This is a genomic window from Stenotrophomonas sp. LGBM10 (assembly GCF_046736075.1).
GTDB lineage: Bacteria > Pseudomonadota > Gammaproteobacteria > Xanthomonadales > Xanthomonadaceae > Stenotrophomonas.
On record NZ_CP177163.1, the window covers coordinates 3,384,475 to 3,397,726 of the forward strand.

The 13,252-nt window shown below is 67.7% G+C and carries 8 protein-coding genes; 4 read left to right on the top strand and 4 right to left on the bottom strand.

The genetic code is table 11. From position 1 onward, the window contains the following. Positions 1-11: 11 nt before the first annotated feature. From ACLB90_RS14815 to ACLB90_RS14830, 4 genes are all read left to right on the top strand, one after another. Positions 12-6,737, top strand: a complete 6,726-nt coding sequence (locus ACLB90_RS14815; protein WP_411850172.1) for a putative Ig domain-containing protein — start codon at positions 12-14, stop codon at positions 6,735-6,737. A gap of 103 nt (positions 6,738-6,840) precedes the next feature. Then, positions 6,841-7,854: a L,D-transpeptidase gene (locus ACLB90_RS14820; RefSeq protein ID WP_411852770.1), complete on the top strand. Its 1,014-nt coding sequence runs from the start codon at positions 6,841-6,843 to the stop codon at positions 7,852-7,854. Between the two features lie 28 nt (positions 7,855-7,882). Next, positions 7,883-8,629, top strand: coding sequence for a murein L,D-transpeptidase catalytic domain family protein (locus ACLB90_RS14825; RefSeq protein WP_411850173.1), 747 nt, complete (start codon positions 7,883-7,885; stop codon positions 8,627-8,629). A gap of 14 nt (positions 8,630-8,643) precedes the next feature. Continuing rightward, positions 8,644-9,255, top strand: a complete 612-nt coding sequence (locus ACLB90_RS14830; RefSeq protein WP_411850174.1) for a HutD family protein — start codon at positions 8,644-8,646, stop codon at positions 9,253-9,255. On the opposite strand, the gene ACLB90_RS14835 is transcribed toward ACLB90_RS14830, so the two are convergent. From ACLB90_RS14835 to ACLB90_RS14850, 4 genes are read right to left on the bottom strand one after another with little or no spacing between them, the layout of a single operon-like run. After that, positions 9,252-10,859 (bottom strand): sulfite reductase subunit alpha, encoded by a 1,608-nt coding sequence (locus tag ACLB90_RS14835; RefSeq protein WP_411850175.1) that lies wholly within the window; start codon positions 10,857-10,859, stop codon positions 9,252-9,254. The two genes, ACLB90_RS14830 and ACLB90_RS14835, sit on opposite strands and share 4 nt — an antisense overlap. Further along, positions 10,856-11,836: an FAD:protein FMN transferase gene (locus ACLB90_RS14840; protein ID WP_411850176.1), complete on the bottom strand. Its 981-nt coding sequence runs from the start codon at positions 11,834-11,836 to the stop codon at positions 10,856-10,858. Before ACLB90_RS14840 ends, ACLB90_RS14835 begins: the two co-directional genes overlap by 4 nt. Positions 11,837-11,875: 39 nt before the next feature. Beyond that, positions 11,876-12,682, bottom strand: coding sequence for a DUF4198 domain-containing protein (locus ACLB90_RS14845; protein ID WP_411850177.1), 807 nt, complete (start codon positions 12,680-12,682; stop codon positions 11,876-11,878). Between the two features lie 26 nt (positions 12,683-12,708). Beyond that, a complete protein-coding gene (locus ACLB90_RS14850; RefSeq protein ID WP_017355781.1) occupies positions 12,709-13,227 on the bottom strand; it encodes a DUF2271 domain-containing protein in 519 nt (172 codons plus the stop codon). Positions 13,228-13,252: the final 25 nt, after the last annotated feature.

The window sequence follows — 13,252 nt, forward strand, 5'->3', positions numbered from 1 at the left end:
AGGAGAAACGGATGTACACGCATATCTCGAAGGAAGCGATGACCAATCTGTTCCTGTACGGCACCGACGATCCGCCGGCCGACAGGACCGATCCTGCGCTGATCCGCGCGGAAGGCCCGGGTGTCACCATCGAAGTGGACGTCATCCACTACATGACCCAGGGCGCGGGGCGCTTCGCGACGGCCCCCAAATTCCAGCTGGTGAACGACTTCTTCGCGCCGCCGGAGGGCTCGGCGACGAGCGGCCTGGCGCCGGGGCGCTACACCAAGGCGCAGATTGCCGCGTTGCTTGGGCTCACCAGCTATGGCCTGACGCTGCGCCAGTCGTTCTACGACGACGGCAAGGACAACTATGTCGAGCGCAGCTACATCTGGGCGACGACGGATTTCAAGATCGCCGAGGATGCGGTGTTCGTCGTGGGCCCCAACGGTGAGCGCAGCATCGAGGGTTTCGCCATCGAGCCGCGCGACGGCGACAACTTCGATTTCGAAGGAGGCATGGTCTCCGAACTGGCCAACAACGTCCTGCAGCTGGAAGAAATGGTGGACCCGTCGGGGATCGGCCGTAAGGTCACGATCGAGTTCGGCAAGGCGGTGCCACGGCGCACCTATACGATGGCCGACCTGATCGCCGACACGCAGACTGCGGTCTGGCCGGACCCGTCCCTGGCGTTCCAGGCGGTCGAGGTGGCCGCGCTGGCCGACCAGTTGTTCGTCGCCGGTGCCACCCGCTTTCTTGATGACCAGAACCGCCCGATCCTGTACGGCACCCAGGAATCGGACACGCTGGACCTGGCCCATATCCGCAACGGCACCATGAACGACGACCTGGAGGACCATCGCCAGCTGAGCGACTACATGGTCAACGGCGTGGTCGGTGTGGGCGGGGCCGGCGACGATCGCATGTTTGGCCTGGCAACGGCAGACGCGCTGTACGGTGGCGCCGACAACGACTACCTGGACGGTGGCGCTGGCGCCGATACGATGTACGGCGGCACCGGCGACGACATCTACATCGTCGACGATGTTGGCGATCGCATCGTAGAGGCCGCCGGTGCCGGCCGCGACCGGGTGGAGAGCAGCCGCAGCCACGTGATGACCGCCAACGTGGAAGACCTCACCCTGACCGGAACGGCGGCGATCGACGGGTTGGGCAACGGCGAAAACAACGTGATCCGCGGCAACGCCGGTGCAAACGTGCTGCAGGGACTGGGCGGCAAGGACCAGTTGTACGGCGGTGGGGGAGTCGATGCCCTATTCGGCGGTGGCGGCAACGACCAGCTGTGGGGGGAGGGCGGTGTGGATACCCTCGATGGCGGCATCGGCATAGACCATCTCTACGGTGGTGATGGCAACGACACCCTGGATGGCGGTGACGACGACGACCGCCTGGATGGCGGGGCGGACGTGGATCTGCTGCGGGGCGGTGCGGGCAACGACTTCTACATCGCCGACTGGCAGGACACCATCGAGGACAGCGATGGCCTGGGCCGGGTCGCAATCAACGGCGTGGGCATTCTCAGCGGTGGCAAGCGCGCCAAGGATGCCCCGGCCGGGCAGTACCGCAAGGGCGATCTGATCTACCAGCTGGATGGCACTACGCTGATCGTCAACGGCTCGCTGCGCATCAACAATTTCGTCAGCGGCGCGCTGGGCATCACGCTGGAGGACGAGGAAGACGATGGCGGCCCTGGTGGCGGGCCGGGGTCCTACCCGGTAGGCGGCGACGATGACCTGATCGGCAGCGATGGCGACAAGGATGCCGCTACCCCGCACAGCGGCGACGATGTGATCTTCGCGGGCGCAGGCAACGACGGCATCGACGGCGGCTACGGCGACGACTACATCGACGGTGGCACCGGCAACGACCTGCTGCTGGGCGGTGCCGGCGCAAACCAGATCGACGGCGGCAGCGGCAACGACATCATCCTGAACTACGGCGTGGCGTGGGACGTCACCAAGTGGGCGGAGCATGATGGCTATGCCGGTCGCGCCCAGACCCAGGCGCGCCTGGCGGCGGACAGCTCGACCATGAGCTACGGAAATGGCTGGTACGCCTATGCGGGCAACTACACGGGCGTCAACAACGTGCCCTACGACGTCACCAACGCCTACCAGCGCCTGGCCTTCTTCGACGTGGTGGCCTTCGGCCCGAAAGACGGCAACCCGGATACCGACGATATCTGGGTCCATCCGGGCCTGGAGACGTACCGCAACGGTGATGACCTGGTGGACGCCGGCGCCGGCGACGACATGGTGTACGGCGGCGAGGGTGACGACGGCATCCTGGGCGGAACAGGCTCCGATCTGCTGGTGGGCGGGCATGACGATGACACCATCGACGGCGGCGACGACGACGACATCATCCTCGGCGATACGTTGACCGCGGGCAGCAATTCGTTCCGGTTCATGGGGACGATCCAGTCCAGCGCCGCCAATGCGGCAGGCGATGACATCCTGGCCGGCGGCCTGGGGCGCGATCTCATCTACGGGCAGGGCGGGAACGACCTGATCGACGGCGGTGAAGGCAACGACGTGCTGTCCGGCGATCGTCTCGACTACGGGCTGCAGTACATGATCGAGCAGCCGGTCGTGTCCGGCAGCGACACCATCTACGGCGGCGGTGGCAACGACGAGATCTACGGCGATGGCGGCAGCGACTTCCTGTACGGCGGCACCGGCGATGACATCATCACCGGCGATTCGCTGGTCATCGCGCCCGGCGAACACGGCGATGACGAGATCTACGGGGATGAGGGCAAGGATACCGTCTATGGCCTTGGCGGCGATGACGTCATCCACGGTGGCAGTGATGATGATCTGCTGCTGGGCGATGGCGTGGAATCCCAGTTCGCCGCGCAGCACCACGGCAACGACCGCCTCTTCGGCGATGACGGCGACGACAAGCTGCAGGGTGGATCCGGCAACGATTACCTCGACGGCGGCAACGACGACGACATCCTGTTCGGCGAGGACGGCACCGACGAGCTGTACGGGGGCGCGGGCAATGACCAACTGGTGGGCGGCGCGGGCAACGACCAGCTGCACGGTGGCGCCGGCGCCGACAGGCTATGGGGCGATGAAGGCAGCGACACCCTGTATGGCAATGACGGTGACGACGAACTGCAGGGTGGGGCCGGCAACGACCAGTTGATCGGTGGCGACGGCGGCGACTACCTGTACGGTCAGGATGGCAACGATACGCTGGTGGGCGGTGCTGGGGCGGACCAGCTGGTCGGTGGGCTTGGCAGTGACCGCCTCGAGGGCGGTGCCGGCGATGATGTGCTGGCCGGACAGGGCGGCAATGACACCCTTCGGGGCGATGCCGGCAACGACAACCTCTCGGGCGATGCCGGCAACGACAACCTCCAGGGCGGCGACGGCAACGACTACCTCGGTGGCGATGAAGGCGACGACACGCTGATCGGGGGTGCCGGCGACGACAACCTGCGCGGTGGCGAAGGCGACGACACCTACATTTTCGAAGCCGGGTACGGGCGCGATCAGGTGCTGGGGCTGGACGATCCCGAGTCGGGCCACGACACCATCGTGATGGGCAAGGGCATCACCGCCGCCGGCAGTTTGATCAGCTACTACGGCAACGACCTGATGATCTATTTCGGCCGTGGCGACACCAGTTTCGAAACCTGGCACGACCACCTGCGCCTGGAGAACTTCGCGTTGTCCGGTGGGCGTCACAAGGTGGTGTTCCAGGACGGGTCGGTGATCAGCAGTGGAACCGCCGGCAGCGACATGATCGTCGGCACGCGCGCCGGCGATCGGCTGCAGGGTCTGGACGGCGACGACACCCTTGATGCCGGCGCAGGCGATGACCGAATCGAGGGCGGCGAGGGCAACGATGTCGCCTTCGGTGGTCTCGGCGACGATGCCTACTACGATGTGGAGAACGTCATAGAACTGGCCGGCGAAGGCAACGACACGCTGTATCTCAGCGGCATCACGCCGAACCTTTTCACGCTGCCGGACAACGTGGAGAACCTGGATTTCACCACCAATTTCTACAACCAGTTCCACACCCTCAACGGCAATGCCGGCAACAACACGCTGGTGATACGCAACGGCATGAATATGCTGACGCACGGCATGCAGGTCGATGGCGGTGCCGGTGCCGACAAGTACGTTTACTACGTCGATGGCAGCACGCGCTACATCAGCATCGTCGTCGACAATCCGGGCGATACCTGGGAGGCATATGAACAGCTGCCGTTCGGCGGCGGTGTCGTCCGCTCTGCCGCCCGGTTCGACATCCGCAGTTCGCTGGAGACCGATTTCCACTTCGACAGCGCGGTCCGCGAGTTCAACAGTCGCGGCACTACCGCGCTGTCGGTAGTCGGCGATGAGCGCGACAACATCATCGGCACCAGCGTCAACACGGCATCCAACCGGGTGAGCGGCGGCAGGGGCAACGATACCTACAACGTGGACAGCAGCGACGTGGTGGTGGAGCTGGCCGGCGAAGGCACTGACACCATCGAGCTGATTTCGATGGGTGAAACCGGGGTGTACCAGCTTGCGGACAATGTCGAGAACATCATAGGCAACGGTTACGTCGGCGAGATTCGTGGCAATGCGCTGGACAACGTGATGAGCTACAAGTATTCCGGCGGCACCATGCGCGGTGGCGCAGGCAACGATACGCTCCGCGCGAATCTGTCCGGCGTCGCCCTGTACGGGGATGAGGGCAATGACCGGTTGGTGGGCGGGGATGGCCGCAATCCGGACATCCTGGACGGGGGCGCCGGCGACGATTTCATGGCCGGTGGCACCGGCAGCGATACCTACTATGTCGATTCGATCGGCGACCAGGTCGTCGAGTACGCCAGCACCGGGCCCTATGCCTTCATCGACACCGTTTACGCCTCCGTCGACTACGTACTGCCGGACGAGGTGGAGAACCTGGTGCTGCAGCAGGGCGCGCGGGTTGGAACAGGCAACGGCGCCTACAACGTGATCGACGGCAATGCGGCCGACAACGTGCTTGCCGGTGGCGGCGGTGGTGACCTTCTCAACGGCGGCGCGGGTGCGGATACGTACGTCTACAATCTGGGCGACGGCAGCGATGGCATCAGCGAATTGAGTGGCCGCCCTGGTGAGGTGGACATACTGCGGTTCGGTGCGGGAATCACCACCGCCGATGTGAGCATCCGCCAGGACACTGCCCACGGCCTGCACATCCGCGTGGGAAGCGAGGTGCTGACGATCTACGCCGACGCCAGCCACGTTGCGTTCGGTGCACCGTCGCCGCTGGAGGAGATCCACTTCGATGATGGCACCGTATGGCGCATCGACGACCATGTGCAGGTCAACCGGGCGCCGGTGTTCAGCAGCGTTCCGGTGGACATGGAGGCAATCCGTGGCCAGACGTTCAGCTTCTCGCTGCCGCCCGGCTTCCTTGTCAACGAACCCGGCGAGTCGCTGTCACTCCAGGTCGACCGGCTCCCGAGCTGGCTCAGCTTCGATGCGGCCACGCTGACGTTCAGTGGCCTGGTGCCGGATGCGCCCTACTACGACGGCTCCGTCAGCCTCACCGCCACCGACAGCTGGGGGCAGGCCGCCACGGCCTACCTGGGGCTGTCGGTCTACAGGCAGCTGACCGGCACCGCCGGCGCCGATACGCTCAACGGCAGCGCCGACGACGACCGCATCTTCGGCCTGGCGGGCAATGACACCCTCAACGGCGGGGCCGGGCTGGATGCCATGTACGGCGGCACCGGCGACGACACCTATACGGTCGCGGACTGGGACGACCGCGTGATCGAGCGTGCAGGCGAAGGCAACGATCTGGTCAATGCGTCGACCAGCTTCACGCTCGGCGATCATGTTGAACGGCTGACCCTGACCGGCAACGCGCAGATCGATGGATCCGGCAACGCGCTGGACAATACTCTGACGGGCAACAGCCGTGCCAACCAGCTGGAGGGCCTGGCCGGCAACGACCTGCTGGATGGCCGCGGCGGTGCCGACCGCATGGTGGGCGGGCTCGGCGACGACCGCTATGTGGTGGACAACGCCGGCGATGTGGTCGAGGAACTGGCGGGCGAGGGCATCGACCAGGTCACGGCGAGCATCGGCCACACCCTGGCCGACAACGTGGAGAACCTGGTGCTCAGCGGCAGCAGCGGCATTGCCGGCACGGGCAATGGGCTGGCCAACCGCCTGACCGGCAACACCGGGGCCAATACACTGTCCGGGCTCGGTGGCAATGACACCTTCGACGGTGGGGCGGGGAACGATACGCTGCTCGGCGGCGCGGGCGATGACATCTACCTGTTCGGCACCGGGCGCGATGTGATCGACAACACCGGCGGTGGCTACGACGGCATCCAGCTGACCGCCGCCACCAGCTGGAACCAGCTCAGCTTCGTGCGGAGTGGTGACGATCTGACGGTGTCGGTCACCGGCAACAGCAACAACAGCATGCGGGTGGTCGGGCATTTCCTGGGGGGCGACCAGGCGCTGGATCATCTGACCCTGGCCAACGGGCAGGTCTACACCACCCAGCAGATCAACGCGAAGGCCGGGGTCACCACGGCGCGCGCCACCGACCACCGGCAGGAACTGCAGCGCCTGGTGGAAGCGATGGCGATGACATTCCCGGCGTCGGAGGTCGACTCGCCGGACACGGTGGAGACGGTGTCGGGCATGTTGATGCCGGGCATGGCCGATGCCTGGGGCTCCGGCCGGCATGCAGCGCTGCATCCGGCCAGATTGATCTGATCCCACGGTCGGTTCGTGTAGGCTCACGGCGTCCATGCAAGGGAATGAAGCAATGCGAACACGCCGTCGTCTGTTGAGCCTGGTGGTAGGAGTGGTGGTCGGTATGGCTGCCGTGGCACAGGCAGCTCCCGCCCCCACCCCTGCTTCCGCCGCGCCGGCCACCCCGGCCGCACGCGGCCCCACCGACCTCAAGCCCGGCGAGTTCCTCTGGCATCCGGAGATTTCGCCGGCCGGGCCGATCGTGCTGGTGGTCAGCCTGGATGAGCAGCGCGCGTACGTGTACCGCAACGGCATCGCCATTGGGCTGAGCACCATCAGCTCGGGCAAGGCCGGGCATGAAACGCCGACCGGGGTGTTCACCATCCTGCAGAAGGACAAGGATCACCGCTCCAACCTCTACAACAGCGCGCCGATGCCGTACATGCAGCGGCTGACCTGGGATGGCATCGCGCTGCATGGCGGCAGCCTGCCCGGGCATCCGGCGTCGCACGGCTGCGTGCGGCTGCCGCAGGCGTTCGCGCAGAAGCTGTTCGGCGAGACCAAGCGCGGCGACACGGTGGTGGTGGCCGATGCCAAGAGCGCACCGATGACGCTGGCGTATCCGGCGGTGCTGGCGCCGGTCAACAGCACCGGCAAACCGCTGGTCGAAACCACCGATGCGCCGGACCATTACTGGAACGACGCCGCGGCGCCGTCCGGGCAGGTCGGCATACTGGTCAGCCTGCACGACCAGCGCCTGTACGTGCTGCGCGATGGCGTGCTGATCGGCGAATCGCGGCTGGAAGCCAAGGCGCTGCCGGCCTTCGAGGGCACCACGCTGTTTGTGATGCAGCAGGGATACTCGGATGTGCCCAGCCCGCTGGACGCGCACCAGCGCCTGCACAAGTGGACGGCCTACCCGCTGCTTGGCCAGAGCGAGGGCAACGCCAGCCCGGACCTGCTGGCCACGCCGAGCCTGCCGATGGCACTGCCACCGGCATTCGCCGAGCAGTTGTACCGGGCGCTGGTGCCGGGCACCACACTGCTGGTGACCAGCCTGCCGGCGGTACGGCCGGTGGCCGATGAACAGAACCTGCAGCCGGTCTTGGAATCCGACGCCCCGGGGTCCACCTTGTAAGGACTGCTTCCCTGGCTGGTGGTTGCCCATGTCTGCTGTGAAAGCCCTGTCCGCTGCTGCGCTGGGCCTGATCGCGTCTGCCTCGGCGGGCGCGGGCGGGATGCCCGTGGTGGCGGCTGCGCCTGCCGCAACCGGCGCTGCGCGGCCTGCGGCGCACGATCCGGCCCAGTTGGCCGAGATGCTGGCGCGTGCGGCACCGTCGGCCGATCGCACCGTGCTGCAGCTCGCGGCCAAGGCGATGTCCTGCGCGCTGCGTCGGCCGGACTTCGGCGTCGACCCGGCGCGGTTGAGCGTGATCGACTATTCGCGTCCGTCCACCGAACCGCGCATGTGGGTGTTCGACCTGAGCCGGCAGACGCTGCTGTTCGAAGAGTGGGTGGCGCATGGCCGCAACAGCGGCGGCAACCGCACCGAGCATTTCTCCAACCGCGACGGCAGTTTCATGTCCAGCCTGGGCGCGTTCACCGCCAAGGAAACCTACATGGGCGGCAACGGCTACTCGCTGCGCCTGGAAGGCCTCGAGCCGGGCTTCAATGACAACGCGCGCGACCGCGCGATCGTCATCCACGGTGCGCCGTACGTGAATCCCACCTTCGCCCGCATGCAGGGCCGGCTCGGTCGCAGCCTCGGCTGCCCGGCGGTGCGGCTGACGGTAGCCAAACCGCTGATCGACAGCCTGCGCGGCGGGGCGATGGTGTTCGCCTACTACCCCGACAAGGACTGGCTGGCGCGTTCCCGTCTGCTCGAACCGGACTGCGGCGGCAGCACCGGCTGAGGCACAATGCCGGCATGTCGACCGATACCTTCCTGAGCGCGGCCACGCGCGTGATTCCCAGTGTCGAATACCGCCGCGAACGCTGGCGCAACGGCCTGGGCTGGACCCGCGAGATCCTGCGCGTGCCGGACAACGATGACTGGCTGGTGCGCCTGTCGATCGCCGAGATCGAGCAGGACGCCGCGTTCTCCGCGTTCCCCGGCATCGAGCGCGAACTGGTGCTGCTGCGCGGTGAAGGGCTGCGCCTGCGCTTCGCTGACGGCACGCTGCACACGCTGATGCCGCCGCATGATCGGCTGCGCTTTGCCGGCGAGGCCGAGGTGAGTGGCGAGCTGGTGGACGGTGTCACCCACGATTTCAACCTGATGTGGCGCCGCGATGCGGTGAGCGCCGAACTGCTGCATCGCCCGCTGGTGGGCAGCATGTTCTTCTTCAGCGAACCGGGCGCTGCCTGGGCGATCCACCTGCTGGCCGGGCAGGCCGAATTCGAGGGCGAACCGGCGCTGCCGCCGCTGCAGGCCGGCGATACCGCCTGGCTGGGCGCAGGACCGCGCCGGCGCTATGCATTGCACGGCGGTGGCGAACTGCTTGCCATCCGCGTGGCGGCTGGCGTCGCCGCCGGCTAGTACACGTCGCGGCGGTAGCGCCCGGCAACGATCAGGGCTTCCTTGCCTTCGCGGCCCAGGGCCTGTTCGATCACCGCATCCACCGCCGGGGCCATGCCCTGCAGGCTGCCGCAGACCAGGATCGTGGCACCGTCGGCGACCCAGTGCTGCAGTTCGGCCAGGTGCGCACGCAGGCGGTCCTGCACGTAGTGGTGCTCGCCACCGTCGCGGCTGAACACCGTATCGCGGCGCTCGATCCAGCCGTCGCGGTGCCACGTGCGCAGGTCCTCGCCAAAGAAGTCGTCGTGCGCGGCGGTACGTTCGCCGAACAGCAGCCAGTTGCGGCGCGCCCCGGCGTCGATGCGCGCACGCAGATGCGCGCGCAGCCCGGCGATGCCGGTGCCGTTGCCGATCAGGATCAACGGTGCCTGCGGCGACGGCGGGTGGAAATTGGGATTGCTGCGGAAACGCAGGTCGATGCGCCCGCCCAGTGCAGCATGGTCACAGAGCCAGCCGCTGCCCAGTCCGGGCGTGCCGTCCGGGCGCAGCTGGCGGCGCAGCAACAGCATCACCTGGCCTTCGACGGGCATGCTGGCAATGGAGTATTCGCGGTGCGGCAGCGGCGTGAGCGAAGCGACCAGCGCCGTGTCGTCGGCGGGCACCGCCTCCGGCAGGGTGGGCAGGTGCGCGCGCGCCAGGTGCGCCGACAGCGGCTCGCCGCCGACCATCGCGGCGCCGTCGCGTGCGTGGGTCGTCAGCCACGCCGCCACGTCGGCAGGGGCGTGCCGGGGGCCGATCTCGACCACATCGCCGGCCTGCCAGGCCGGCAGTGCGCCGTCGGCCGGCACCAGCGCGATCCGCCAGGTGCCGGTGCCGGGGCTGCCGGGGTTTTCCAGCGTGCGTGCCCGCAGGTGCCACGGCCGGTACTCGGCCGGGGTCCAGTCGGGCAGGTCGGTGGCGGCACCGCCAAGCTGGCCGAGCAGCTGCTGCCAGTGGCGCAGCGCGGCGGGGTCGGCGTTGTCCACCTCCACGGTATCGAACAACGGGTGCGCGCCGTGCTGGCGCAGCCACGCATCGAGCTGGTGTCCGAATGCGCAGAAATGCCCGTAGCTGCGGTCGCCCAGCGCCAGTACACCGTAGTGCAGCCCGGGCAGGGCCAGCGCCTGCGGCATCACCCGGCGCAGGAACGGCAACGCGTGGTCGGGCGCATCGCCTTCGCCGGTGGTGCTGACAATGAACAGTGCCTGCGTGGCCTGCTGCAGCGTGGCCACGTCGATCTGGTGCAGGCCGCGGACGCGCACCGCCACGCCGGCTGCACGCAGGGCGTCGGCGCTGCGTTCGCACAGCTGCTGGGCAAACCCGGTCTGGCTGGACCAGACGAGCAGGATCGGCGGTGGGCCGCCGTCGCTGGCGATGTCGTCGCGCGGACGGCCACGCCACCACACCACCGCGCAGAGCGCCGCATACGCCACCACGCTGCCGACGGCCCAACGCCAGTGCGCGGGCAGCGGTGCGCTCTGCCACCACGCTTCCTGCTGGTGCAGGCCCAGCAGCCACCCTGCCGCCAGCACCAGCAGTGCGATCACGGCGGTATTGCCAAGTACGGCGCGCGAGGGCAATTTCATGCCGCGCCTGCCGCATCATCGTTGAGCAGCTGCGCGAAGGCCGGGCTCAGGTGTTCGTCGATGCCCTGCACGCCACGGGTTACAAAGCGGGCCGCCAGATCGTGGGCACGCGCGAAGGCGAGGCCCTCGTCGAGGCCCATCACCGTCAGGGCGGTCGCCCACGCATCGGCGTGCATCGCATCGGGGGCCACCACGGTGACGGCGGCAGCCGCACGTGCAACGGGCGCACCGCTGCGCGGGTCCAGGGTGTGGCTGAACTGCGCGCCGTCCTGTTCAAAGTGATGCCAGCGGTCGCCCGAGGTGGCAACGGCGCGGTTGTCGAGCGTCAGCACACGGGGCGGATGGGTCGCCTGCGCATCGTCTTCCGGCGCTGATTCAACCAGCACGCGCCACGGCTGGCCGTCGGGCTTGCGGCCGTAGCCATGCAGTTCGCCGCCCACTTCCACCAGCGCCGCCTGCACGCCCTGCTGGCGCAGCCAATGGACGATCTGGTCCACGCCAAAGCCCTTGGCGATCGCCGACAGGTCCAGTTCCATACCACCGGGTTGGTACAGCCGGCCGGGTTCATGCCGCAGGCGCTGCCAGCCACAGCGTGCACGCGTGGCGGACAGGGTCTGCGCGTCGGGCACGCGCTGGGCCTGCGCGTGTGCGCCGAACCCCCACAACGCCACCAGCGGACCGACGGTGGGATCGAAGGCACCGCCGCTGCGCCGGGCGATGTCCAGCGCGCACTGCACGACGGTGTCGAACAGCGGCGGCAGGGCCTGCCAGTGGCCGGCATCGGCGCGGTTGAACCGCGCGATGTCGCTGCCGGATTCCCAGGTGCTCATCTGCGCCACGACGGCATCGAGCTGGGCCTGGATGCCGGCATGCAGCGGGTGCAGGTCGCGCGTACGCGCCACCGCCAGCTTTACCTGCCAGGTGGTGCCCATGCTGTGGCCACCGAGGCTGGCGATGTCGAGGAGCGTGTCGTTCATGGGCAAGGGCAGGCACGCCGGGCAGGGCCCGGCGTACGGTTACTGCGGCAGCACTTCCAGGGTGGCGACGTAGCTCAGGCGGCGGGTCTTGGCCTGCTTGACGGACACCTTCTTGTCTTCGGTGCCGGTTTCCAGCCAGTACATGCCGGCCTCGGGCCAGGTGACGGTGAACTCGCCCTTCTTGTCGGTGGTGACCTTGATCTCGTCCTGGGCGTTGCGATAGCGCGTGCCGCCGCGGGTGATCTCGAATGCCAGGCCGGCGCGCGGCTTGCCATCGACCAGCACGCGGAAGGAGGCCGGCTCGCCGGCAACCAGGTCGTTGGGATGGGCCAGCGCAACCATTTCGATGCCCTGCTTGGTGGGCTTGAGTGCGGTGTCGTTCGGGGTGCCGTTGGTGACGAAGGTTTCCACGCGGCCGACCGACTGCGACACCTTCAGGTTCTTGGCCTTCTTCGGCACTTCGCTGGCGAAGGTGGCGGCGGTACCGCGCCAGCGCTTGGGCTTGCCATCTTCGTCCCAGGTGGCCGACAGGCCGTTGTTGACGGTGGCCAGGCGGTAGGTGCCCTGCTGGGTCAGCTCAACGTCGAACACGCTGCGGAACTTGCCGGTGGAGGCGTTCTGCGGCTGCACGGTGGTGCCGTCCGGTGCGGTGATCACCAGGTTGTCCAGGCGCAGCGGCACGTGGTTGAAGTAGAACAGGTCGTTGGACACGGCCGCATCGACGGTGATCCACGGGTTGTTGCCGGCGATGACGGTCTGCGAGGGCTGCAGCCAGGCCTTGTGGGCCAGGGCGGAGAACGGAAGGGCGGCGGCCAGGGCGGCGGCTAGGACGAGCGTGCGCTTCATCAAAAACTCCAGGGAAAGGGAAAGAATCAGGGCTTGGCCGACAGCGTGACCAGGCCGAGCTCGGTGCTGCCCTGGGCCTTGCCGGTCTGTGCGGACGTGGCAGGCCAGGTGAAGGGGATCTTGAGCAGTTCACGGCCGCCGACTTCGCGCACCGCTTCCACCACCAGCGTGTAGTTGCCCGGCGCCAGGGCCTTCAGTGCCGGCTGCTTGTCGGAGAACGACAGCGCGTGCTTGCCGACCGGGCGGGTCGGGCCGGTGACACCGTCCACCGGCACGTCCAGCGTGCGGCCGCTCTTGCGCCACCACTGGCGCAGGTCGGGCAGCCACTTGGTGCCGTGGCCTTCGCTGTTGCTGGTCTGCTGGTACCAGACCGACAGGTTGGCGGCGACCTTCTGGTCGGCGCCTTCCAGCCACACCGCGACGTAGGGCCGGTGGTACTCGGCGACGTTGAGCTTGGGCACCTCGACGTTGATGTCCAGCGTGGTGGCATAGGCCGGCGAGGTGGCCAGCAGGCCGCTCAGGGCAATGGTCAGGGTGACGCGCATGGTGCGGCTCCGGAAAGGAAAACGG